Below are 23,054 nucleotides of genomic sequence, written 5' to 3'. Positions count from 1 at the left end.
AAAGGGCAAGACGAATAACATATGAAGTGCCTGAACAGCGTGTCAAGCCTACGGACGCAGGCGGTGCGACCCCGCGGCGGACCGCACCGCTGCGGCGGCCGACGCAATGCCGCGTCGGTTCGCGAAGGTCAGGTGCCGATCGCCTGTGGATAGCTGAAGAAGTTGGTCGGATCGTACGTCCGATTCACTCGGACCAGCCGGTCGTAATTCGCGCCGTAATAGGCCCGCCGCCAGTCCTTCAGCGTCGGATCCGGGAAATTCTGATAGGAATGCGGCGGAGGGGTATCACCGAAAATGCTCTGGTAGAACTCACTGAGCCAGTGAAGATTCGCCGTGGCGACGCGTGGCGGATCGTAATCCGCCCAGGAGGTCTCGGCGGCCAGGATGAAGACCCCGTTCCGGTGGACGAACGCCGTCGCGTCCGGCGGCACTTGGTTGATCTCGCCGCCGAGGGCGAACATGGCGAACCCGGCCCCGTCCTCGTTGTCGCTGCCGGGCCACTCCAGCAGCTGCTCGGCGGCGGCACCGATCTGCTCATCGGTCAGAAGCGTCCGGGAGGTCAGAACCGCCGACTTGGCGGCGAACTGTTGCACCGGCGTGGTCGCGCTCAGCAGCGCGCTCGCCTGACCCGGAGTGACCTCGCGGACGGACGCCTTGTTGCGGGCGCGCTCCTCCGGCGTGCCGATGGCGAGCAGCGGAGCCAGGATGGCGCGCAACTCCTCGAGGTCACCGTAGTACTGGCCGATGGCATTGACGCCCGCGTTGGCGTGGATCTGGTCCCTGGTGAGCCCGTGGGTCCCCATGCCGACGCGGAGATGGAATCGCTTGTCGTCCAGGGTGTGCACGGCGATCTGTTGGGCGGCGGCGATCACCGGCAGTGCCGAGTCCAGGCTCCAGCGCAACTCGTAGAAGCCCACGTCGCCCTGGAACCGCTCGTACTGGAACGTAAAGGAGGTGTTCACACCGAAGTTGTTCCCCGCCCCGCCGCGGCAGGCCCAGAACAGGTCGGGGTGCGCGTCCTGACTGGCCTGCACCACGCGGCCGTCGGCGAGTACCACGGTCGTCGAGACCAGCCGGTCACAGGTCAGGCCGAACATCTTGTCGCTGAAGCCGATACCGCCGCCGAGCACCAGCCCGGCCACCCCGACCGTGGGACAGCGGCCGGTCGGCACGAACATGCCGCGGTCCTCCAGCATCGGGTGCAGGTCGGCGTTGGTGACGCCGGCTCCCACGGCGAGGGTGCCCGCGTCGTGAACGACCCTCATCCGCCCATAGGTCCGGGTCCGGGAGCGGGCACCCGGCAGCGGGCTGGAGACGATGCTTTTCATGCGGGCCATGTTGAGCAGCAGACCCGTGGTGGCGGAGTACCCGGCGTAGTTGTGGCCCAGCCCGGAACGAGGCACGGCGGGCAGTCCCACCGCGCGGGCCCAGCCGACCGCCGCACGGACATCCCTGGTCGTGGCGCAGGCCACGATCCCCGCGGGGCGGATCCCGGCGTAGCGGTGGTTGAACGGAAGTGCCAGCGGCGGGTAGCCGGAATCGCCCGGCCGATAGAGGGTGGAACGCGACGACAGCGCCTGAGCCAGCAGCTCCCAGTCCCGTTCGCCGACCCGCTCCGCCACTTCGGTGGGTGGCGCGGCAGCGGCGGGCGATGACGGCAAGGCCGCCACCTCCGCGCCCCAAACACCCACAGTGCCCGCCCGCAGTACCTTCCGCCTGTTGATCAACGTGGCTGCCCTCACAAGAAGTGCTCCGGAGACGTGATCGTCTCCCTCCCTCACAAAGTCAACCGGCGATTGATCGGCGCAGCCGCGAAACGGATTCCCGTCCACAGGCCCGCAACCCGAAAGGAGGCCGACCTGCCGCTGAATGCCCCAGCCCGGTACGACGAACGGGCGCGCGCCCATCCAAGCGCCCGCTCCCCGCCACCTCCGTCGGCGCACGGCCGCCGTCCATGCGCCCGTGTGCCGGGTCGGATTGCCGCTACGCCGTCACACCGTCTTCGGCAGGCCGCCGTTGACGACGAAGTCGGCGGAACACAGGACCGGGCTGGACGTTCGGTGCCTCATCGCTTCATGCGCCCGCGGATCGCGAGGGCGGCGAGACCGAGGAGGACCGGCTCCGAGAAGCGGGATGCCATCTGGATGTACCCGCCGGCTACGGTCAGGTCGTGTCCGCCCGAGCGGAACACGGCCGAGTTGAGCGTCACCTCCAGAGCCTTCTCAAGGCGTTTGCTGGTGAACCGGTCGCCGGTGGGGTTCTCCGGGTCTTCCTTGTCGATCTCGAAGGTGACCTTGCCGCCCGGGGCGGCACCGTGGCTGTCGCCTCGTGCTTCGGGGAACCCTGGGGCAGGCCGGGCCGGCACAGCGCGTCCAACAGTCCATCCAGCAGCTCACCGCTGATCTCGGTGCCTCGCGCGTCGATGTCGTCCCCGGGGGGCAGGGTCGCGAGGTAGGCGCGACGCTCCTCTTGGCCGAGGTGTCCGAGGCACCGCTCGAATCCGCCGATCCTGATACCCGTGCATCCGACCGGCTCGTCCCCCGTGGCCCCGTCACCGCAGTGGTTCCAATCCGGCGCAGTGATATCCATGAGGGCCGCCCCATCAGCGAGCAGGGGCCGTTCGCAGCCATTTCACGGGTGTCCGTACAGCCGGCGGGCATCCGACGCGTCCCCACCGCGTTCACACTTCGGGGTCGATTTTCGAAGAGAGGAAGAACAGGCCGAGGGCGAGCACCAGGAACAATGCCGCCAACTCACTGTCCCGGAAGTACAGAACGACGGTCACGACGCAGGAGGCGAGTCCGAGCAGGCCGGTGATACAACCGAGGATCCGCCGAGGACGGGCAGAAGGCCCGGACAGGCGCTCGGGGACCGGGTCCTTGGCGTTCTGCCAATACGGAAAGGGCCCCGGCCGGTAGCGCCAGCCGTCCTCCCGCAGCTGCTGAACCGCCGGGTGGCGGCGCGCGTGGCGCAGATGGCGGGGCGCGAGGCGGTTCCAGGGCAGCCACGCCCGGCGGGTCGCGATCCACACCAGTGTGGGAAGGCAGGCCACCACCGCCCATATCGCCGCTCTGACTTTGTCGGCCGATGTGCTCGGCAGGATCCCGAGCAGCGTGTCCAACTGACCGCTGGCGGCATACGCGATCGGCGCGGCGATGGAGAGCGCCATCATGGACTGCTCGATGATGTGGCCGTGATGGCACCGCTCACAGCGTGGCACACGGACGCTGTTGCTCTGCCACTTGGTGCGGATGCCCAAATACCAGGTCGGGTTGGACTGCACATCCCTGTGCAGTCCGACGACACGATCGTGCCGCGTGGCCGTGGTTTCGCTCGCGCAGAACCAGCACTGTCGCGTCATGAGCATCTCCTGGAATGGTGCCGTCGGGAGGCCGACATGCGAAGCATGCCCGTCACCGTAAGGCCCCGCGCCGGGACCCGTCCCACATATCGCGCGGTTGGCTGGGCTGCCTGCTACCGGGCGGTCAACACCACGACGTGGGCTGCTGAAGGCGAAAGCCTGCGCCATCTCCAGGGGGTGGTGGACGCGGTCCTGTGCGGCAAGAGCCGCTAGCCGCCATGCGCGCCGACGTGCCGCATCAGTCGACGGCCTTCAAGTCGGCGATCGCGTCACCGAGTTCGAGCTCGGTACGGCCACGGGTCTGGAAGCCCGCTTGAACAGCTCTGCCGTGTGTTGCTGCGTTGCCGCACTCCGGACGAGCCGCTGGAACAGGGCGGCATCCACGCGTACGTGGGCCGGAGTCGGCAGGCTGGTGGCGTTGATGGCCGCTTTGGCCGCGATCAGCGCATCGCGGGGGAAGTCCGCCATGCGCGCGGCGATGCCGGCGACGAACTCGTCCAGCTCGGCGTCGGGCACCGCGCGGTTGATCCATCCGTAGCGTTCGGCGAGTTCGGCATCGGAGTCGGCCGACGTCAACACGGCTTCGAGCGCCCGGCCCCGGCCCAGCAGACGGGTGAGGTGCTGGATCGCTCCCGTGCCGGGCGGGGTGCCGATGCCGACTGCCGGGCTGGGCCAGGACGGCGTACTCCCAGGAGGCGAAACGCATGTCGCAGGCGAGGAGGAACTCGCTGCCCGCCCCCCGTGCTCGGCCGCGCAGCTTGGCGATGGTGACGGCCGGGACCTTGCTGAGCTTGCGGAACAGCATCCCGAGCGAGGCGTCGCCCGGGCCTCCGGCTTGCGCGGCCTCGGCGGTGTATTCGGGCACTTTGGTCAGGTCGATGTGCGGGAAGAAGAAGTCGGGATCCGCGCTGTCGAAGACCACCACCCGGGCAGTCGTCGGTTGGGAAAGCTCCTCGAGGAGTCCGACCAGGTCGCGCACGACCTCGGGACCGATGAGGTTGATCGGCGGGGGGTTGAAGGTGGCGGACAGGACGTTGCCGTCCAGCCTGGTGCTGATGGTTTCGTACGAGGCGGTCATGTTCTCTTCCTCTCGGCGCGGTTCGCGGCCCGTTGGCCATCCCGGCTGTCAAAGCTGGTGCTCGTCGAGTCACAGCACGGCCGACGCGGCGATCTCCCCGCACTCGGTCACACATCCGTGTGACCGAGTGCTCCGGTTGGCGGACGTCGCAGGTCGGAGCACTCATTCGGCGGTGGTCGGGCGCGACTCTGATCGGATTCGAGGTGGCAGGCTTCCCGGGGCGTGGCCCGTACCACGCTCCCATCGGGAAGGCGGTACCGGATGCGTGGCCTCGAAGTCATCGTGGTGGTGCTCGCGGCGGTGCTGACCATGAGCTGGCTGGCTCGCCGCCTGCGCTGGAACGAGCCGGTCATGCTGGTGGCGGGCGGCTGCCTGATCGGCCTGACCCCCGACTTCCGTGGGCTGGCCCTGTCGCCCGAGGTGGTCCTGCTGCTGTTCCTGCCCCCACTGCTCTACTGGGAGTCGCTGACCACCTCCCTCCGTGAGATCCGGACGAACGTGCGCGGCATTGTGCTGCTCGCGACCGGTCTGGTGCTGGCCACCGCCGCCGCCGTGGCCTCGGTGGGGCATGCGCTGGGCCTTTCCTGGCCCCTCGCCTTTGTCCTCGGTGCCGTCGTCGCCCCCACGGACGCCATCGCCGTGGCGGCGGTCGCCCGCGGGCTGCCGCGCCGGATCCGGACCATCCTCCGGGCGGAGAGCCTGATCAACGACGGCACCGCGCTCACCCTCTACGCCGTGGTGATCGGCGTCGCCGTCGAGGGGCTGTCCGTCACCTGGACGGACACCACCGTGCGATTCCTGCTCGCCTACGTGGGCGGTGCCGCGATCGGTTGCGGATGCGCCGCCGTCGTCGTGGCTCTGCGCAGGCGGTTGCGTGACCGCAGTGTGGAAAACGCCTTGGGCGTGCTCACCCCGTTCGCCACCTATCTGCCCGCACAAGTGCTGGGTGTCTCCGGCGTTCTGGCGGTGGTCACCTGCGGTCTCATCCTCAGCCAGGCGGGCCCCAAGGTGATCAGCGCGAGGTCCAGAGTGCAGATCATCTCTTTCTGGGAGGTGAGCACCTCCCTCCTCAACAGCGCCCTCTTCGTCCTGGTCGGCGTTCAGACGCCCGCCATCGTCAGCGGGATCGGCTCGGTCTCCCCGGGACACGCGGTCATCACCGCCTCGCTGGTCAGCGGCGTAGTGATCGCCACCCGACTGCTGTGGTTGTACTCGGTGCCCTACATCATCCGCGCCGTCGACCGCCGCCCGGTCCAGCGCACGCTGCGCTACGGCGCCCGGCAGAGGTTCCCGCTCGCCTGGAGCGGGGTGCGCGGTGCCGTCTCGCTCGCGGCGGCACTCGCCGTCCCGACCGCCACCGCCGCGGGCCGGCCGCTCGCGGGACACGGCCTGCTGGTCTTTACCGCCGTAACCGTGATCCTGGTCACGCTGGTCCTCCAGGGGACGACAATGCCCGCGGTGATTCGCTGGTCCGGACTGCACGGCGATCCCGACGAGACCACCGAGGAACGCCACGCCCATCGACAGATCATCGCCGCCGCGCTGGAGGCCCTTCCCGGCCACGCCGAGCGTCTGAAAACACCGCCGGAGACGGCCGACGCCATCCTCAGCGAACTGCGCCAGTACGCCGCCGAAAAGGCGGGACAGCCGGATACCGACGACACCGGTGTGTGGGCCGGGCTCGAACTGCGCCGCGCCCTGATCGGCGTCGAACGCAGCGCCCTGATCCGCCTGCGGGACCAGCGCAGCATCGACGACATCGTTCTGCGCCGGCTGCAGTCGCTGCTGGACACCGAGGAGATCAGGATTGAGCTGGCCCTGCGTGCCTTCACCGGCCGGCCGTCGTAGCCACCGGCTGCCGGACGAATCGCTCACCGCGTAGTCCTTCGTCCCCGGTCTGCGCACGGCGCTGCGCGACTCGTGCCTGTACAGCAGGGCCGTCGGAGGCGGCTGGGGCAATTGACGATCGAGCTCCTGGTGTATGACGCGATCGAGCGGCTCGTGGTCCAAGGCGAGGAGGTGGCGTGCCGCATCCGGTTCGACTGCACACCCGCGGCGACCTTCCGCGGCATACCGCCCGCCGGGCGGGGTGTGCCGTTCAACGGGCCGGTGGCGCTCGATGCCGTGCTCGCGCTGGGCGGGTTGCACGCGCCGCACCCCGCACCAGGGGCCGCCCCGCAAGGACGCGGAAGCGGCCCCTGAGCCTCATAGAGGCCGGCTGGAGAGGTAGTGCGGATCCGCGCCCCCCGCCCCCCCCGGTTACTCCTCGTCCGCTTCGGCGGCCGGGCGGGGACCGCCGAAGCCGTGCGCGGAGAGGTCGAACCAGTTGCCCTCCGGATCCATGGCCCGGTATTCGGCGAAGGGGCGGTTGGTGAAGCGCTCTGCGGGCTCCTCGGCGCCGGAGGCGACCAGAGCGGCGGATATCTCGGATGTGTCGGCGACGTGGAATCCGAAGTGATTCATGCCCAATGGGGTGTCGCCGTCGAGTTGATGCTTGATCAGGGCGAGGCTGAGATACCCGTCGGAGAGGAAGCAGCTGCCATCGGGGTCCCGGTGGAAGAGCTCCATGCCGAAGATTTCGCTGTAGAACTCGGCCAGTTTCTCGGGGTCACGGGCAACGATGGCCAGATGCCGCAGTTTGGGCCTGCCCGGGGTGGACGCGTCAGACATGGGCAATTCCTTCAGTTCTCGGAAGCCGGCGGGGTGGCCGGTCGGGGGGCAGGAACCATGTTGTGGAAAGCGGTGATCCGCCAGGCGCCGTCGGCGCCCGCTGCCGCGTCCCGTTCCACGACGGCGAGGGCATGGGTGCGGGCGAGGCTGGTGCCGTCGGAGGCGACGACGATTGATTCGACGTTGACCGTGGCCAGATCCGGGCGCGGATAGCGGATGGACTGCACCCGCGCGTCCAGGCGAGTGGAGCGGTACGCGGTGCGGAAGAGCTGGTCGTGACCGGCGGCGATACCAGCTCGGCCGGGTGGTTTCCCGCCGCGCACTGTGGTGAAGTCGCAGTCTTCGGCGAAGACGGCGGCGAAGGAGTGGGCGTCGCCCTCGGCCCAGCCGCGCGCCATGGCATCCCAGAGCCCCTGGATCCGCTCGTCGTCAGTCGCGGTCATCGGCCTCACACCCCCACCACGGCGTTGGTCCGTATCCGCAGCGGCAGTTCAGCGCACGGCTGGTGAGGGTTCTCGGATGAGGGCGGCGCCCAGGCGGCGAGGGCGTGGTACATGACGTCGCCGCGACGTTCCAGGTAGCAGATGAGGTTGACGGGCCAGCCGGTGTTGCCGAAGACGTGCTGATCCATCGGGGTCGGACGCTCGCTGAGGATGAGTTTCCGCTCCTCCGGCGGGCCTATGCGATGCCAGTCGGGGTGCATGTGCACGGATCCCAGGATGTCCAGACCGTCGTCCTCGGCCTCGCGCGAGGCCCTCAGCAGGTCGTGGGAGTCGATCCACCAGCCACGTGTCTCGTTCTCGTACGCCGGGCCGAAGAGCGGCACGATCGACTCGGTGAACTCGCGGCGCGCGGCCGGGTCGGTGGTACGGGCATTGCGGCCGAACGCGACGCGCTCGACCGTGAATGTCGCATGGTCCGCCGAACCTATGAGGAGAGCGAAGCACGGCAGTGGTGTTTCGGAGGTGATGCGTTGGTATTCACCGACAGCCACCTCGAGGAATTCATCGAGCGCCTGATCCTCTATCAGGACCGTACAACCTTCACCTAAATGCGTCGCGCGCATGTCAACCACCTCTTGGTGTGGATGTCGAATGCGGTGGGGGAGCGGAGCCGTCGTACTGTATCCCGGTATTCTTGAAGTCTCAAACGGCATCCGTGCCTTCATCCCGCCCTCGGGTACCGGGCCCTGGCCGGCCCCGGGGGCGGCCACGTGTCACACCGCTACCGGCTGCACGACGGAGCCGCTCACCTCGCCACTCATCGCATCCATCGCGGCGCGGAACCGCGCGCCGCGCCGCCCCCGCCCCGTAGCTCAGCCGTCTTCGGTGACCAGGGTGTAACGCACGGTCTGGGCCTGGATGAGGCCGTCACGGAAGACGAAGGTGTCGACTCCGTCCTCCACCCGCGCATGGGCGGTGGCGGCCGACCATTCGAGAAAGAGCACGTCATCCGCGAACTGAGGCTTCAAGTCCCATGCGGCGTCCGGGAGATCGCCGAGCAAGGTACCGATGCCCTGCTTCACTCCGTCGCGTCCCCGCAGCACGCCGGAAGGAGTGACGAAGACCGCGTCTTGCGCGTAGTTGGCGCTGATCTTGTCCAAGTCTCCTGAGCCGAGCGCTTGGCCGTGGTCGTGGAAGATCTGTTCGGGCGTCCGGGTCATCGCTGCAACCAGTCCGTTCTCGGGTATGTGATGCGCTCTCCCGATCGGCGGGAAAGAGCGCCGCCCACTGGGCGTGACTCCGAGAAAATAATTGCATACGCCGTTCATTGCAAGCGCCGTCTATTGCGGTTCTGATGTCTGGCGCCCGGACGCCGGTCACGGCTTCTCCTCGCGCTCTTCCCGGGCCGCGCGCGCCCCGGGGGGCTCCGGGCTTCGCCTCCTCTCGGAGGGGTCGCGGGGGGTGCACGGTACGATTCAGACCATGTCAACACTCCGGCTCTCGACGACGTCGTACGTGGTTCTCGGGATGATCGCGATGCGTGGCCCGTCCACCCCCTACGACCTCAAGCGTGCGATCGGCCGGTCTGTGGGCTACTTCTGGAACTTCCCGCACGCTCAGCTGTATGCGGAGCCCAAGAGGCTTCAGGGGGCAGGGCTCCTGGATGTGCATGAGGAGGACACCGGGCGGCGGCGCAAGATCTACACGATCACCGAGGCGGGCGACGACGCGCTGCGGGGCTGGCTGGCCGAACCGGTCAAGGAGCACTTCGAGCTGCGCGACATCGCGGAGATCAAGCTGTTCTTCAACGAGTTGGCGGAGCCGGACGACGTGGCGCGCCTCGCCCGGGACCAGATCGAGCAGCACGAGCGGCGCATCGCGGAGTACGAGGAGATGCGGCGCCGTTACGGCGGGATCGAAGAGGTTTCCAGCCGTATGGTCACCCTCGAGCTCGGCCTCGGCATGGAATACGCCGCGCGCGACTTCTGGCGCGGTGTCCAGGCGCGCGTCGAGCGCGGTGAGTTCTCGTCCGTGAAAGGGCGGCCGATGGCCCGCTAGGGGCCATCCCGCGCTGACGCGCCAACCACTCTCGCCGGGCTTCGCGGCCTCCGTACGCCGCATCATTCCTTGACCTCCGGCCGCAGGCCACTACACGCTGGGCGCTTGCGTCACTCGTGCGTGCGACGCGCGACGCCGTCACCCAGGCCCCGATGTGCCGTGCCCGCCGCTTCCGGAGCGAGTATCCGAGGCCACGAGACTGGCACCGCCATGCATGCCGACGCCAAGGTCTATCTCACCGGCCGCATCGCCCAGTTCGGGCGCGCTCTCGCCGGTGACGTCAGCCGCCGGATGTTCGAGCAGTTCGCCGACGCCGTCACCGAAGCGGCGGCATCCGGGCAGGCCCCGTCCGGCCCGGTGAAGGCCCCCAGCGCCTTGAGCCTGGTGTTCGCCCCCCTGCTCGACCGCGTCAAGCGGCTGCTGCGCAAGGGCGGAAGGCGTCGGCGCGGCGGCCGCGAGAAGGAGCGTTAGGACCCAGGTGTTAGTGCCACCCCTCGTCGCCGACCGCGACGCCCCCGGATTCCCGCCGAAACCACGGGGCCCACCCGTATCACACCCCGACATCGAGGAGAGCACCTTGACTCCCGCCACCCAGGAGCACTCCAAGTCGCCCAGAGCCGCGATATTCGCGTCGGTCGCAGGACGGTCGTTCGACCTGTTCGATCTGTTTCTGCTGCTTTACGTCGCAGGGCCGGTCAGCAAGAGTATCTTTCCGACTTCGAATCCGACCCTCGGTATCGCCGCGGTGTTCGGCTCGTTCGCCGTCACGGTGATCATGCGTCCGGTCGGCGCCGCGGTCTTCGGTGAGGTGGCCGACCGCAGGGGCCGCAAGAAGGCCATGGTGGTGGTGATGGGCGGTGTGGGCCTGACCACGGCGGCCATGGGACTCGTGCCGACTTATGCCGTGGTCGGCGTGCTCGCTCCCGTCCTTTTCCTGATTCGTCTCCAGGAAGGTCGACGAATCACCGGCCTGGGACGGGGGCGAGGCCGGCCGGGCCCCCGAGCCGGTGCCGTTCCGTGCACTCCTCCGCGGCACGGGCAAGAAGGTCCTTGCGCTGAACATCGCCGTCGCGGCTGGTGGCGGGGCGCAGTACTACCTGACATCGGGCTTCCTGCCCACCCTGCTCAGTGAGATCGTGCCCGTCGGCGAGAGCCTGCGCGGGATGATCCTGCTGGTCTGCAGCCTGGCTGTGGTGATCGCGGCGATCGGTGCGGGGGAGCTGAGCGAGCGGCTCGGCCGCCGTAGGACCATGCTGGGATCCGGGTTGTGCAACCTCGTCGCCCTGCCGACCGTGGTGTGGGCCATCACGGGAGCCGGAGGCGAGCGAGGTGCCACGGTGACCGTGCTGTGCGTGATCATGGTGATGCTGTCCAACGCGGCCTATGCGCCACTGATGATCTTCCTGAACGAGCGGTATCCGACGGAGCCGCGGGCCAGGGGCACGGCGGTCAGCTGGAACATGGGCTTCATGCTCGGCGGTCTCACGCCGACGTTCGTCACCCTGCTCAGTCCTGATCTCGCCCATGTTCCTTCGCGGCTGGTGTTCTTCCTGGCCGGATCGAGCCTGGTGTTCGTCGTCGCGCTCATCGCCGTCCCGGAGACCCGGGGCTCGGTGTCCTTCGGCCGACGGCAGGAGCGGGTCGGAAACCGTGATGACGTGACGACCGTTGACAGGGTCTGAAATCTCGTCTAGTGTCCAAAATCTTGAACAGATAGTACGAAGCATACGGTCCGTTGAGCATCGTTGCCGCGATGCGGGGCCCACTGTCGGGAGAGGGTCGACGATGACCGGCACATTCCACGCACGCATCCCCTATGAGTCGCTGGACCCGCTGACCATCGGCGTCATGGACGACGAAAGCAACGTCCGCCGCGAAGAACTCGAACTCGACATCCCCGAGCGCAACCTGCTCGCGGCGATCTACCCCGACGAACCCCCCGCGGTGCCGAACACCACCGACGAGGCGCGGCGCGCACTGGCCAACCCGGTGGCGGGGCCGAGTCTCGCGCAGTTGCTCGAGGGCGGCCGGAGCATCACGGTCATCATCGACAACCAGTTCCGGCCCACACCTGCCTCGAAGATCCTTCCGGCGGTACTCGACGAGATCGAACGGGCGGGCACGACCAAGGCCACCGTCATCACCGGCAACGGCAAGGTCATTTCGATGTCGCAGCGCGACATCGAGCAGAAGGTCGGCCGGGACAACCTCGCGCGCATGGCCCGGCTGGGCATCCCGCTGCTCCAGAACGACCCCCTCAACTACGACGTCTACACCCACCTCGGCGTCACCTCGCGGGGCACACCCGCATGGGTGCATGAGTCCGTGACCAGCCACGACGTGGTGATCGCGATCGGACAGGCACAGGCCAACCACTGGGGCTACGGCGGAGGCGGCAAGCTGGTCATGCCGGGGGTGTGCGCCGACATCACCATCGAGGCCAATCACGGCAACTTCGTGATGTCGCCCCAGACGCACTACGGGGCGCTGGCCGGGCCGATGCGCTCGGACATCGACGAGATCGCCACGATGGCCGGGCTCACCGCGACCCTGGACGTCCTGCTCGACACCCGCGGCAAGGTGATCGAGATGAACTTCGGGGCACATCCGGTGTCGCACCGCAGGACCATCGAGCGGTTCAACGAGATCTACGCCTTTGACAGCCCGGTCGCCGAAAGCGGCCCGGCCGACATCGTCATCTGCGGGGTGTTCGCGCCCACCGACCATCTGTTCTTCCACACCGGCTGGGGCTGCATGTCCGCCGACCATGTGGTGCGCGACGGCGGCACCGTCATCTACACCAGTCCCTCGCCCGGTGTGCGGACCGAGACGGGTTTCTTCCCCGGGCTGGCCCTGATGGATCTGATGAAGCCTTACATGCCGCCTTCCGAGGCCGGATACCACCGGCTGCTCAAGGACATCCATGCCCGTGAGATCCAGATGTGGGCCGGCTGCATCTGGGCCCCGATCTACGAGGTCATGGTGCGCAAGCACCTGACCCTGGTCACCCTCGAGGAGAACCTCGCCATGGCGGCCGACATCGGCATCGACGCCACCACCTCGCTGGAGGTGGCGTTCGCCGCGGCGATGGAGCGCCATGGCCCCGACGCCAAGGTGGCCATCCTGCCCTTCGCCCGGTACCAGTTGCCCCGCGAGCTGGTCCGCCTGGACGCCCAGCCGCTGCGTTTCCCGCAAGAGGCGCTGCGGTGAGTGCGGACGGGCCACCCCGGCCACCGGTCCGGGGTTCCACCACCATCACGGAACTGATCAGGCGGCATCCTGACGGCTCCGCGACGCGGTTGCTGTCCGCGATCGGAGTGGGCTGTGTCTACTGCGGTGGAGCTCCGCGGGAGCCGATCACCCTGGCCGCCCGTCGGCACGGCCGTGACCCGGGGGCGTTTCTGCGGGTATGCCAGGCGCTCGACGACGGGTGGCCGTCGGATGAGTTGATAGCCGCCGCGAAGGCGAAGAAACCCAAGGAGGGCTGACCGTGCACACCACCACCCCGCTGGAGGCCCTGACAGCGCGCATCGGCGCCGTCGGCAGCGCCGTCGTGGCCTTCTCCGGCGGCGTCGACTCGTCGCTGGTCGCGGCGGTGGCGGCGCGAGCGCTGGGGCCACGGGCGCTGGCCGTGACGGCCGTGTCGTCCGCGCTGGCCACCGGCGAGCTCGAGGAGGCGCGCGCGGTGGCCGCCTCGGTCGGTATCGCCCACGAAGTCGTCGACACCGCCGAGTTGGCCCGCGAGGGTTACCGCCGCAACGACCGTTTCCGCTGCTACCACTGCAAGTCCGAACTCTACGACCGGCTGGATGAACTCGCCGCGCGGCGTGGCTACGCCGCGGTGCTGTCGGGCGCGAACGCCGACGACGTCGGCGACTGGCGCCCGGGGCTGCGCGCCGCGGCCGAGCACGGTGTACGGCATCCCCTGCTGGAGGCCGGTCTCGGCAAGGAAGCCGTCCGGGCGCTGGCCCGCGACCTGGCCGTGCCCACCGCCGAGAAACCGGCCTCCCCATGCCTGGCCTCCCGCCTTCCCTACGGCACGGCCGTCAGCGTTCCCGTGCTCACCCAGGTCGACCGGGCGGAGCTGGCGCTCAAGCGGCTCGGCTACCGGGTTCTCCGGGTGCGGCACTACGGGCGCCTCGGCAAGGTGCAGCTGGCCGCCGAGGAGCTCGTCCGGGTGGGCGATCCCGGGGAGCGCGCCGCGGTGGTGGCGGCCGTGCGGGCCGCCGGCTACGACCAGGTGGAAATCGACGAACAGCCCTTCCGCTCCGGCTCGTTGAACCTGCCGATCACTCCCGTGGAGGGAAGCCGGTGAGCGAGACGGTCGGAGTCGACGGATACGCCCGGCTCGATGTGGACCGCAGGACGCGGACGGGCATCCCGGAGGTGGTCTTCGGTACGGGCAAGCCGCCCGAGCAGACGCTGCGGCTCCTGACCGAGCTGCGGGCCCATGACCGCACCGGCCCGGCTCTGGCGACCCGCTGCCCGGAAGCGGTTCTCGACGCCGCGGCCGAGGCGTTTCCCGGCGAGGTGGTGAGCGTCGACCGGACGGCCGCGACGGTCACCGTCGGGGAGCCGCCACCACCGTCGGGGCAAGCCATGGTCCTGACCGCGGGCACGACCGACCTGCCGGTGGCCCGCGAATGCCTGGTCACGCTGACGGCACTGGGCGTGGGCGCCGAGGTGGTGGCCGACATCGGAGTGGCCGGACTCCACCGGCTGCTGGCGAAGCTGGACGACGTGCGCGCCGCGGACTGTCTCGTCGTCGTGGCGGGAATGGACGGAGCCCTGCCGAGCGTGGTCGCCGGGCTTGTCGCGGCCCCGGTCGTCGGTGTGCCGACCAGTGTCGGTTACGGCGTGGCCGCCGGGGGCGTCGCCGCCGCCGCGACCATGCTGTCGTCCTGCAGCCCTGGGCTGGCCGTGGTCAACATCGACAATGGATTCGGCGCTGCCGTGCATGTGGCGAAGATCCTCAAAGTGGCGTGCCGTGGCTGAGCGAGCGTGCTGGATCGACGCCACGTCCGGGTTGGCCGGCGACATGCTGATGGCCGCCCTCCTCGACGCGGGCGCGGACCACGACCGGGTCGCCGCCGCGGTGGCGTCGCTCGGTCTCGGCGTCGCCGTGCGCGCGGAACCCGACCGACGCGGCGGATTCCGGTGTCTGCGCGCCCAGGTCCGCGTTCCCGCGGGACCTCCGGTGCACCGGCACCTGGACGACGTCCTGGCACTGGTCGAGGCGGCGGAGCTGGGCCCGGACGCGAAGAGCTACGCCCGGCGGGTGTTCGACGTGCTCGCTCACGCCGAAGGCGGCGTGCACGGAACCGCCCCCACCGCGGTGCACTTCCACGAGGTGGGGGCGCTGGACGCGCTGGCCGACGTCGTGGGCTGCGCGGCGGCGCTGGACGACCTCGGGCTGCTCACCAAAAGCCCCGTGGTGACCACCTCGCCACTGGCGTCCGGAAGTGGCACCGTGCGCGCCGAGCACGGCCGGCTGCCGGTGCCCACCCCGGCCGTGTTGGGCATCGCCGCGCGAGCGGGCCTGCCGTTGACCGAGGGAGACCTGGAGGGGGAACGCACCACCCCCACCGGGGCGGCCCTGGTCGCGGCGCTCGCCCGGCCCGGGGCGTTTCCCGCCATGACGGTCCGGAGCGTCGGCATCGGCGGCGGTTCCCGGGACCCCGCGGACCGCCCCAACATCACCCGGGTCGTCCTGGGCACCGCCCAGGAGACCGTACGCCGGCCCTCCGGCGATGTGCTGGTGGTCGAAGCCACGATCGACGACCTGGATCCGCAGCTGTGGCCGTCGGTGCTCGCCGCGGTCCGGGCCGCCGGCGCCTGGGACTGCTGGACGAGCCCGATCACCGCCCGGCACGGCCGGCACGGACAGGTCCTCACCGCCCTGTGCGACGAGAGCCTGCGGGGGGCGATCGTGGACACGGTATTCCGCCACACCACCACGGTGGGGGTGCGCTGGTCGTCCTGGCAACGGGCCACCCTCCCCCGCCGGTCGGTGACCGTGGCCGTCGGACCGGAGGGGCGACGGCAGCGCATCAGCGTCAAGGTGTCCGAGGTCGGAGACGGGAGCCGTACGGTCAAACCGGAGCTTTCCGATGTGGAATCCGCGGCCGAAGCCCTGGATCTGCCGCTGCGGGTGGTGGTGGATCAGCTGATGACCGAGTTCCAGCGCCAGGACCCGTGAAACCGGTCCGGGGAGGGGGACCGTCGCCGCCTGCGAAGCCGACCCCTCCCTGGCAGCCCCGCGTGCGGCTTCGCCGCCGACGGCGGGTCCCGGGGTCAGCTGCCGCCGAGTGTGCCGGCGCCGAAGTACCTCTCGATCAGGGCGGTGGCCTTCTCCCGCTGGCGGACGCTGATCTCGGCGGCCTGCTCCTCCCAGCCGAACACACACGAGGACACCACGCCATCGAAGCCGACCGGGGCGAGCGCGGCGAACACCTCGTCGAAGTCGACCTCGCCACGGCCGATTTCGGCGTGCTGATGCACCCGCGCGGGCGACCCGGGCGGGTTGACGATGTAGCGCAGCCCGTTCGAGGCGGTGTGGTCGAGCGTGTCGGCCAGATGCACATGGGTGACCTTCTCGCCGGCGTGGGTGATGATGCCGGTGGCGTCGTTGCCCTGGTGGAAGGTGTGCGGGGTGCAGTAGAGGAACGAGATCCAGTCCCGGTTGAGCCCGCGCACCAGGTTCACCGCGGCGTGGCCGTCCTCGATGAAGTCGTCGGGTTGCGGTTCGAGCACCAGCTTCAGGCCCTCGCGCTCGAAGACCGGGATCAGCTCGTCCATCGAGCGCAGGAACTGGCTCTCGGCCAACTCCGCCGCCTCGGGGCGGCCGTTGAACTCGGAGTTCATCGTGCCGACGCCCAGATCGACGGTCATCTGGATGGCCCGCTTCCAGGCCCGGACCGCGGCCTGCCGCTCCTCCTCCCCGGGGCCGGACCAGCGCAGCACCGGCAGCACCGAGGCGATGCCCACCCCGGCGCCGGCGGCGCGTTTGCGCAGCTTGGCGACCGTGGCGTCGTCGGCGCGCGGGTGGCCGAAGAACGCCTGCTGGCCAGCAGGCGCACCCGGCTGCTCGGCGTGATGGTCGACATCCACAGCCCGTTCCACGCCGAACTGGTCGAGCACCTGCACACGGCTGCCGAGGAGGTGGGTTACGACCTCGTCCTCAGCACTCAGACCCGCACCCGCGACGAGCACACCGCCGTCGAGACCCTGCTGGCCTTTCGCAGCGAGGCCCTGATCCTGCTCGGCCCGACCGCCCCCGCCGACACGCTCGCCGCCCTCGACCGCAAGGCCCCCGTGATCGCCGTCGGCCGCCGGATCGCCGACGCCGAGCTGGACGTCGTCCGCACCGCCGACGACGACGGCGTGAGCCAGACCATCGACCATCTGGCCGGCCTCGGCCACCGCGAGATCGTCTACGTGGACGGGGGCAAGGGCGTCATCGCCACCGACCGGCGCCGCGGCTACCGTACGGCCATGCGCCGCCACGGCCTCGGCGCGCACATCCGGATCCTGCACGGCGACAAGACCGAAGCGGCCGGTGAGCGCGCCGCTCGCCACCTCCTGGACAGCGGCGAGCTGCCCACCGCGGTCGTGGCTTTCAACGACCAGTGCGCCATCGGTGTTCTGGCCGCCCTCTCCCGCGCCGACATCGCCGTCCCGGGCGAGGTGTCGGTGGCCGGTTACGACGACGACACCCTCTCCCGGCTCAGTTGCTTCGATCTGACCACCGTCAGCCAGAACGCGCGGGAGCAGGCACGGCAGTCGGTGGCCGCGGCCGTCGAACGCCTCGACCAGGGCCGTACCGAACCCCGCGAGGTCGTTCTCCCGCCCCGTCTCGTCGTACGCGGCTCCACAGCCGGTCCGGCCTGAGCGGGCGGCTCTATTCGTTCGCACCGTCGGGCCCGACCGCTCACCGGCGAGCGACGCGCCGGCGGAAATTCCCTACCGTGGTGGCCGGGAAGGGCGGAGACTCCTCTCATGGCTGACATGGGGGCGTTCCGGGAAGCGGTCATCGCGTGGGCGGCCGGTGGACCCGGCGACCGCGCGCGCGGGCTGGCCGCGCGGCTGCCCGTCCGGGCGGTCGTCCTGCTCGAAGGGCCGAGTGATGTCGCAGCGGTCAGCGCGCTGGCCACGAGTCGCGGCCGGAACCTGGCGGCCGAAGGGGTCTGCCTCCTGTCGATGGGTGGTGCGATGAGTGTCGGGCGCTTCGCCCGCCTCCTCGGGCCATCCGGCCTGGGCCTTCGCCTCGCAGGACTGTGCGACGAGGCAGAGCGTGGCTACTACGCCCGCGGCTTGGAGCAGGCCGGTGCCGCACAGCCCAACGCGGCGCAGCCCAGTGCAGCACAGCCCAATGCGACACAGCAGCGGATCTTCGTCTGCGCCGCGGATCTGGAGGACGAGCTCATCCGCGCGCTGGGTGTGAACCGGGTGGAGGAGCTCGTCCGGGCGGAGGGCGACCTGCGCGCCTTGCAGACCTTCCTGCGCCAGCCCGCACAGCGGGGCCGCACCTCACAGCAGCAGTTGCGGCGCTTCCTCGGCACGAAGAAGGGGCGCAAGATCCACTACGGCCGCGTCCTCGTCGAGGCCCTCGACCCCGACCGCATACCCGCCCCACTCGACGATCTGCTCACCAGCCTCTGACCGCCGGGCCGACGACGTTCGCCACCGCACGGACCTCCGGCCCGCGTGGTGGCAACGTCCTCTCGCAGCACGGGAGTTGCGGCGGCGGGTTGCCGCGTCAGGGGCGGCTGGTCAAGTAGCCGCCCATGGAGGTGAAGTACTCGGTGGCGGCCATCTCGTGGCCGTCCTCGGTCCGTACGCGTGTGATGGCCAGGCCGTGATTGCGGCCAGTGCGGGCGTCGGCCCCGGCGACGATCACCACGCCGTCGCCCTCGCGGTAGAAGATGCGGCCCGGAGTGCCGCCGTACCGGCCCTGGGACACCACCGCGGCCAGGATTTCGAGGCGCTTGCCCTTATGGAAGGCGTAGGTGCTGGGGTACGGCTCGGACTGGGCGCGGACCAGGCGTTCGAGGTCCTCCGCCGGCCAGGTCCAGTCGATGCGGATGTCCTCGATGGACCGCTTGTGGAAGAAGCTCGCCTGGGACCGGTCCTGCTTGGTGAACTCCGTCTGCCCGGAGGCGATGAGGTCGAGCGCTCCGATGGTGACCGGGGCGATGAGCTCGACGGTCTTGTGAAAGAGGTCGGTGGCGGTGTCGGTCGGCCCGACCGGAACCGCCTCCTGCCGGACGATGTCGCCCGCGTCGAGTTCGTCGTTCATCATGTGCGCGGTGACGCCCACTTCGGACTCGCCGTTGATCAGCGCCCAGATCAGCGGGGAGAAGCCGGCGTACTTCGGCAGCAGCGCATCGTGGACATTCAGCGTGCCGTGGCGGGGCAGGCCGAAGATGCGCGGGGGGATCCATGTCCGCCAGTTGTTCGCCACGATGATGTCCGGGTCGGCCTCCGTGAGGCGCACGAACAACTCGTCGTCGTCAGGGCGGTTGCGGATCAGCACCGGGACGCCGTGCTCTTCGGCGAGGTCGGCGACGGAGTCGCTCCAGATCTTCTCGTACGCGTGCTCGCTCTTGGGATGCGTAACGACGAGTACCACGTCGTGCTCGGAGTCCAGGAGGGCTTGCAGGGTGCGGTGCCCCCAGGTCTGGTAACCGAACATGACGACCCGCATGGGGTTCCTCCTTGAAGCAGGGGATGACCGGAGGCAAGTAAAGCAAGGCTTACCTTAGTCCGCAACGGGCGTATGTGGTGCCGTAGTTGGCAGGTGTGATCGCCTCACCGCCCTATCGACAGGCTCGCGGGTTTAGCTTAGGCTCACCTAAGTTTCAGTGGGCGTGCCGCTTCATCGGCGTGCCCACCGCGACTTCCCCACGCCTGACCGGCGATTGCCCCGCACGATGGGAGTGACATGTCACGGGTTCTTCCTGGTGACGCATCAGTGGTCCACGACCTCATTGGCATCGGTTTCGGGCCGTCCAATGTGGCCATGGCGATCGCACTCAGCGAGCACAACGCACGCGCCGCCGGGGGAGAGGAGATCAGCGCTCACTTCTTCGAGCAGCAGCCGCGCTTCGGCTGGCACCGAGGCATGCTGATCGACGACGCGACCATGCAGGTGTCCTTCCTCAAAGACCTGGTGACGCTGCGGAACCCGGCCAGTGAGTTCAGCTTCCTCTGCTATCTGAAGAGCAAGGGGCGGCTGATCGACTTCATCAACCACAAGAACCTCTTCCCGCTGCGGGTCGAGTTCCACGACTACTTCGAGTGGGCCGCGGCCAAGGTCGGGGACCTGGTCTCCTACGGCCATGAGGTCGTCGGCGTCGTGCCTGTCGTCCGTGACGGAGCCGTGGAGTGCCTGGATGTGACGGTCCGGTCGGGGGAGGGGCTCGCGGTCCACCGCGCCCGCAACCTCGTCATCGGCACCGGGCTGCGTCCCCTCATGCCCGAGGGCGTGGAACGCGGTGACCGCGTCTGGCACACCTCTGAACTGCTGGCGAAGGCCGACGGCCTGGAGGGCACCTCGCCCTCCCGGTTCATCGTCGTGGGTGCCGGGCAGAGCGCCGCCGAGAATGTCGCCTACCTGCACCGTCGCTTCCCGGAGGCCGAGGTCTGCGCGGTCTTCTCCCGCTACGGCTACAGCCCCGCGGACGACAGCGGTTTCGCCAACCGGATCTTCGACCCCGAGGCGGTCGACGAGTACTTCGCCGCGCCCGAGGACGTCAAGCGCCGGCTGATGGACTACCACGGGAACACCAACTACTCCGTGGTGGACATCGACCTGATCGACGACCTCTACCGGCAGATGTACCAGGAGAAGGTCCTCGGCGTGGAGCGGCTGCGCTTCCTCAACGTGTCCCGGCTCGCCGACGTCAAGGAGACGGCGACGCAGGTCCGTGCCACCGTGATGTCCCTCGTCACCGGCGAGGAGACGCTCCTGGACGCGGATGTGGTGGTCTTCGCCACCGGCTACAGCCCGGCCGACCCCCTCGGCCTCCTCGGCGACGTCGCCGACCGCTGCCTCCGCGACGGCGAGGGGCGCATCCGCGTCGAGCGTGACTACCGCGTCGCGACGGATCCCGGGCTGCGCTGCGGCATCTATCTGCAGGGCGGTACGGAGCATACGCACGGCATCACCTCCTCCCTGCTGTCCAACACCGCGACCCGGGTCGGCGAGATCCTGGACTCGCTCATCGACCGGGGCGTCCCGTTCGCTTCCGACGGGGCCCGGCCGGTCGCCGACGGAGTCGGCAGCACCGCTCGCTAGGGGGATGACGTACTGAGACATGGGCACGACTGCGATGGAGCGCCCCTTGGCCAGGGGCACAACAAAGGCCCGTCGGCGGCGGGTTGTGGGTCTGGGCACGCTGGTGGCGGTCCTCGTGATCGCGGCGGCGGTGTCGCTGGCCGTCGGTGCGCGCGCGCTGAGCCCCGCCGAGGTGTGGCATGGATTGTTCGCGGCGCCGGACTCCGACCAGCGGCTCACCGAGATCAGGCTCATCGTGCGGACCGTGCGGATGCCCCGGACGGTGCTCGCGATCGTGGCGGGCATCGGTCTGGGGGTCGGCGGGGCGTTGATCCAGGGGTACACGCGCAATCCGATCGCCGACACGGGCTTGCTGGGGGTGAACTCCGGGGCCTCGTTCGCCGTGGTGTCGGTGATCGCCGTGTTCGGGTTCGCCGACCCGTTCCAGTACGTCTGGTTCGCCTTCCTGGGGGCGGCGGTCGCCGGTGTCGTGGTGTTCGGGCTGGCGAGCATCGGCCGAGGGGCCGGCAATCCGCTGACGCTCGCACTGGCCGGGCAGGGGATCACGGTGTTCCTGGCGGCGATGACCACGGCGGTCGCGCTCTCGGACCAGGCGTCGCTGAACGCGCTGCGGTTCTGGAACGCGGGCTCCGTGGCCGGTGTCGGATCCGACGTCATCTGGCCGGTGTCCCTGTTCATCGCGGTCGGGCTGGTGTTGGCGCTGACCACGCTGCCCGCCCTCAACCTGCTCAACCTGGGTGACGATGTGGCCCGGGGGCTGGGTGTGAACATCGCGCTGAGCAGGACGATCGGCATCGCCGCCATCACCCTGCTGGCGGGCGCGGCGACGGCGGCGTGCGGCCCCATCGCGTTTCTCGGGCTCATGGTGGCCCATGTGGCCCGGTATCTGACCGGGGCGGACTACCGCTGGCTGGTGCCGTACGCGGGTCTGCTCGGCGCCGTCGTCCTCCTGCTCTGCGACATCGTGGGGCGCCTGGTGGTGCGGCCGGGCGAGTTGGACGCGGGCGTGGTCGTGGCTCTCCTGGGCGCCCCGTTCTTCGCGGCCCTGGTATGGCTCGGAAAGTTCAAGAGCGCATGAACGGGACAGATGTGAGGCGATCGGTGGCGCCGGTGGCGCCGGGCGTGCGGCTCGGCCAGGTGTCGTTCGTATGGCGGCCCTGGCTCGTCTGCGTCACACTGCTGCTGGCGGCGGCCACCTTCCTGGTGTTCTGCCTGTCCATCGGCGTCGGTGACTTCCCCATCGGCCTGTCCCGGGTGATCGCCACGATCTTCGGCGGGGGTGAGCGGGTCGACGAGTTCGTGATCATGGACTTGCGGATGCCGCGCGCCCTGGCCGGGCTCATCGTGGGGATCGCGCTGGGGGTGTCCGGTGCGCTGACGCAGTCCATCGCCCGTAATCCGCTGGCCAGCCCGGACATTCTGGGGATCACCGGGGGCGCCGGGGCGGTCTCGGTGTTCCTGGTGACGGTGTCGGGCGGGACCGCCGCGGCGGTCGTGAGCGCCGTGGGCCTGTCCGCGGCGGCGCTCGCGGGCGGTCTGGGCACGGGGCTGCTGGTGTACTTCCTGGCGTGGCGGCGCGGCATCGACGGCTTCCGGCTCATCCTCATCGGCATCTCGGTGAGCGCCATGATGGAGGCGATCACGACATGGCTGCTGGTCACGGCCGATATCAAGGACGTGGCCCGGGCCCAGGCGTGGCTGGTCGGCTCGCTGGACAACCGCTCGTGGAGCGAGGTCCGGGTGGCGCTGTGGTGCACGCTCGTCCTCCTGGTCGTCGTGTTCTGTGTCGCGTTCCAGTTCAAGCCGATGCACTTGGGCGACGAGGTTGCCGCGGGCCTGGGCGTCCGGTACGCGATGGTGCGGGCGGTCCTGCTGCTGTGCGCGGTCCTGCTGGCCGCTGTGGGGGTGAGCGCGGCGGGTCCGGTCCCGTTCGCCGCACTGGTGGCGCCACAGGTGGCGATGCGTCTGGCGAGGTGCCCTACACCGCCGATGGTGGCCTCCGGCATGGTGGGAGCGTTGCTGCTGATCGGTGCGGACCTGGTCGCGCGCACGGCGCTGCCGATCACGCTCCCGGTCGGCGTGGTCACCGCCGCGATCGGGGGCCCCTTCCTCGTCTATCTGCTGGTGCGGGCGAATCTCAGATAG

Annotated in this window: 24 protein-coding genes and 2 pseudogenes; 15 read left to right on the top strand and 11 right to left on the bottom strand. The window is 69.5% G+C overall.

Annotated elements, in window-relative coordinates; translation table 11 throughout:
• Positions 1-128: 128 nt before the first annotated feature.
• The 5 genes and pseudogenes from ACFYOY_RS28405 to ACFYOY_RS28385 form a co-directional block, all read right to left on the bottom strand.
• Positions 129-1,907: an FAD-binding oxidoreductase gene (locus ACFYOY_RS28405; RefSeq protein WP_388590387.1), complete on the bottom strand. Its 1,779-nt coding sequence runs from the start codon at positions 1,905-1,907 to the stop codon at positions 129-131.
• A 158-nt stretch (positions 1,908-2,065) separates the two neighbouring features.
• Positions 2,066-2,365 (bottom strand): hypothetical protein, encoded by a 300-nt coding sequence (locus ACFYOY_RS28400; RefSeq protein ID WP_351890188.1) that lies wholly within the window; start codon positions 2,363-2,365, stop codon positions 2,066-2,068.
• 315 nt (positions 2,366-2,680) lie between these two features.
• Positions 2,681-3,361, bottom strand: a complete 681-nt coding sequence (locus tag ACFYOY_RS28395; protein ID WP_351890184.1) for a hypothetical protein — start codon at positions 3,359-3,361, stop codon at positions 2,681-2,683.
• Positions 3,362-3,613: 252 nt separating this feature from the next.
• Positions 3,614-4,030 (bottom strand): annotated as a pseudogene (locus ACFYOY_RS28390) (enoyl-CoA hydratase/isomerase family protein); the annotation flags it as partial.
• A 25-nt stretch (positions 4,031-4,055) separates the two neighbouring features.
• Positions 4,056-4,439, bottom strand: a pseudogene (locus ACFYOY_RS28385) (enoyl-CoA hydratase/isomerase family protein); the annotation flags it as partial.
• 261 nt (positions 4,440-4,700) lie between these two features.
• On the opposite strand from ACFYOY_RS28385, the gene ACFYOY_RS28380 reads away from it, so the two are divergent.
• Both ACFYOY_RS28380 and ACFYOY_RS28375 read left to right on the top strand, forming a co-directional pair.
• Positions 4,701-6,287: a Na+/H+ antiporter gene (locus ACFYOY_RS28380; RefSeq protein ID WP_351890175.1), complete on the top strand. Its 1,587-nt coding sequence runs from the start codon at positions 4,701-4,703 to the stop codon at positions 6,285-6,287.
• Positions 6,288-6,398: 111 nt separating this feature from the next.
• Complete coding sequence (locus ACFYOY_RS28375; protein ID WP_351890171.1) at positions 6,399-6,641, top strand: ester cyclase; 243 nt, start codon at positions 6,399-6,401, stop codon at positions 6,639-6,641.
• Positions 6,642-6,698: 57 nt separating this feature from the next.
• On the opposite strand, the gene ACFYOY_RS28370 is transcribed toward ACFYOY_RS28375, so the two are convergent.
• From ACFYOY_RS28370 to ACFYOY_RS28355, 4 genes are all read right to left on the bottom strand, one after another.
• A complete protein-coding gene (locus ACFYOY_RS28370) occupies positions 6,699-7,109 on the bottom strand; it encodes a VOC family protein (protein ID WP_351890166.1) in 411 nt (136 codons plus the stop codon).
• An 11-nt stretch (positions 7,110-7,120) separates the two neighbouring features.
• A complete protein-coding gene (locus ACFYOY_RS28365; protein WP_351890159.1) occupies positions 7,121-7,552 on the bottom strand; it encodes an SgcJ/EcaC family oxidoreductase in 432 nt (143 codons plus the stop codon).
• Positions 7,553-7,557: 5 nt separating this feature from the next.
• Positions 7,558-8,103 carry a hypothetical protein gene (locus tag ACFYOY_RS28360; protein WP_351890154.1) on the bottom strand — a complete coding sequence of 182 codons (546 nt, stop codon included), beginning with the start codon at positions 8,101-8,103 and terminating at the stop codon, positions 7,558-7,560.
• 321 nt (positions 8,104-8,424) lie between these two features.
• Positions 8,425-8,772 carry a nuclear transport factor 2 family protein gene (locus ACFYOY_RS28355; RefSeq protein WP_351890148.1) on the bottom strand — a complete coding sequence of 116 codons (348 nt, stop codon included), beginning with the start codon at positions 8,770-8,772 and terminating at the stop codon, positions 8,425-8,427.
• 262 nt (positions 8,773-9,034) lie between these two features.
• Between ACFYOY_RS28355 and ACFYOY_RS28350 the strand changes: the two genes are divergently transcribed.
• The 8 genes from ACFYOY_RS28350 to larC all read left to right on the top strand — a co-directional run bounded on the left by ACFYOY_RS28350 (position 9,035) and on the right by larC (position 15,809).
• A complete protein-coding gene (locus ACFYOY_RS28350) occupies positions 9,035-9,610 on the top strand; it encodes a PadR family transcriptional regulator (RefSeq protein ID WP_351890143.1) in 576 nt (191 codons plus the stop codon).
• A gap of 210 nt (positions 9,611-9,820) precedes the next feature.
• Positions 9,821-10,081 carry a hypothetical protein gene (locus tag ACFYOY_RS28345; protein WP_351890136.1) on the top strand — a complete coding sequence of 87 codons (261 nt, stop codon included), beginning with the start codon at positions 9,821-9,823 and terminating at the stop codon, positions 10,079-10,081.
• Between the two features lie 536 nt (positions 10,082-10,617).
• Positions 10,618-11,292: an MFS transporter gene (locus ACFYOY_RS28340; RefSeq protein ID WP_351890131.1), complete on the top strand. Its 675-nt coding sequence runs from the start codon at positions 10,618-10,620 to the stop codon at positions 11,290-11,292.
• A 103-nt stretch (positions 11,293-11,395) separates the two neighbouring features.
• The gene (locus ACFYOY_RS28335; protein ID WP_351890126.1) at positions 11,396-12,820 is read left to right on the top strand and encodes a lactate racemase domain-containing protein; all 1,425 of its coding nucleotides are present in this window, start codon (positions 11,396-11,398) and stop codon (positions 12,818-12,820) included.
• A complete protein-coding gene (locus tag ACFYOY_RS28330) occupies positions 12,817-13,098 on the top strand; it encodes a hypothetical protein (RefSeq protein WP_351890120.1) in 282 nt (93 codons plus the stop codon). Before ACFYOY_RS28335 ends, ACFYOY_RS28330 begins: the two co-directional genes overlap by 4 nt.
• A gap of 2 nt (positions 13,099-13,100) precedes the next feature.
• On the top strand, positions 13,101-13,925 hold the full coding sequence (larE, locus tag ACFYOY_RS28325) for an ATP-dependent sacrificial sulfur transferase LarE (protein ID WP_351890117.1): 825 nt from the start codon (positions 13,101-13,103) through the stop codon (positions 13,923-13,925).
• A complete protein-coding gene (gene larB / locus ACFYOY_RS28320) occupies positions 13,922-14,605 on the top strand; it encodes a nickel pincer cofactor biosynthesis protein LarB (protein ID WP_388590381.1) in 684 nt (227 codons plus the stop codon). The genes larE and larB overlap by 4 nt, the downstream gene beginning before the upstream one ends.
• Complete coding sequence (gene larC, locus ACFYOY_RS28315) at positions 14,598-15,809, top strand: nickel pincer cofactor biosynthesis protein LarC (protein ID WP_388590379.1); 1,212 nt, start codon at positions 14,598-14,600, stop codon at positions 15,807-15,809. Before larB ends, larC begins: the two co-directional genes overlap by 8 nt.
• 95 nt (positions 15,810-15,904) lie before the next feature.
• Here the strand turns inward: larC and ACFYOY_RS28310 are convergent, their stop codons facing one another.
• Positions 15,905-16,624 (bottom strand): sugar phosphate isomerase/epimerase family protein, encoded by a 720-nt coding sequence (locus ACFYOY_RS28310; protein ID WP_388590485.1) that lies wholly within the window; start codon positions 16,622-16,624, stop codon positions 15,905-15,907.
• On the opposite strand from ACFYOY_RS28310, the gene ACFYOY_RS28305 reads away from it, so the two are divergent.
• The gene (locus ACFYOY_RS28305; RefSeq protein ID WP_388590483.1) at positions 16,535-17,500 is read left to right on the top strand and encodes a LacI family DNA-binding transcriptional regulator; all 966 of its coding nucleotides are present in this window, start codon (positions 16,535-16,537) and stop codon (positions 17,498-17,500) included. The genes ACFYOY_RS28310 and ACFYOY_RS28305 overlap by 90 nt on opposite strands.
• Before the next feature lie 108 nt (positions 17,501-17,608).
• Positions 17,609-18,271 (top strand): TOPRIM nucleotidyl transferase/hydrolase domain-containing protein, encoded by a 663-nt coding sequence (locus ACFYOY_RS28300; RefSeq protein WP_351890096.1) that lies wholly within the window; start codon positions 17,609-17,611, stop codon positions 18,269-18,271.
• Between the two features lie 97 nt (positions 18,272-18,368).
• Here ACFYOY_RS28300 and ACFYOY_RS28295 read toward each other — a convergent pair whose 3' ends face one another.
• On the bottom strand, positions 18,369-19,316 hold the full coding sequence (locus ACFYOY_RS28295; protein WP_351890091.1) for a methionyl-tRNA formyltransferase: 948 nt from the start codon (positions 19,314-19,316) through the stop codon (positions 18,369-18,371).
• Positions 19,317-19,553: 237 nt separating this feature from the next.
• Here ACFYOY_RS28295 and ACFYOY_RS28290 point away from each other — a divergent pair, with 237 nt between their 5' ends.
• The 3 genes from ACFYOY_RS28290 to ACFYOY_RS28280 are packed head-to-tail and all read left to right on the top strand — an operon-like array spanning position 19,554 to position 23,054.
• Entirely contained in the window at positions 19,554-20,909 is a 1,356-nt protein-coding gene (locus ACFYOY_RS28290; protein WP_351890086.1) for a SidA/IucD/PvdA family monooxygenase, read from the top strand.
• Positions 20,910-20,928: 19 nt separating this feature from the next.
• Complete coding sequence (locus ACFYOY_RS28285; RefSeq protein ID WP_351890080.1) at positions 20,929-21,987, top strand: iron ABC transporter permease; 1,059 nt, start codon at positions 20,929-20,931, stop codon at positions 21,985-21,987.
• The gene (locus ACFYOY_RS28280) at positions 21,984-23,054 is read left to right on the top strand and encodes an iron chelate uptake ABC transporter family permease subunit (RefSeq protein ID WP_351890075.1); all 1,071 of its coding nucleotides are present in this window, start codon (positions 21,984-21,986) and stop codon (positions 23,052-23,054) included. The genes ACFYOY_RS28285 and ACFYOY_RS28280 overlap by 4 nt, the downstream gene beginning before the upstream one ends.

The organism is Streptomyces sp. NPDC007875 (assembly GCF_042868035.1).
Lineage (GTDB): Bacteria > Actinomycetota > Actinomycetes > Streptomycetales > Streptomycetaceae > Streptomyces > Streptomyces antimycoticus.
The sequence above is the reverse complement of the archived record's forward strand: the minus strand, read 5'-3'. Positions and strand labels throughout refer to the sequence as shown.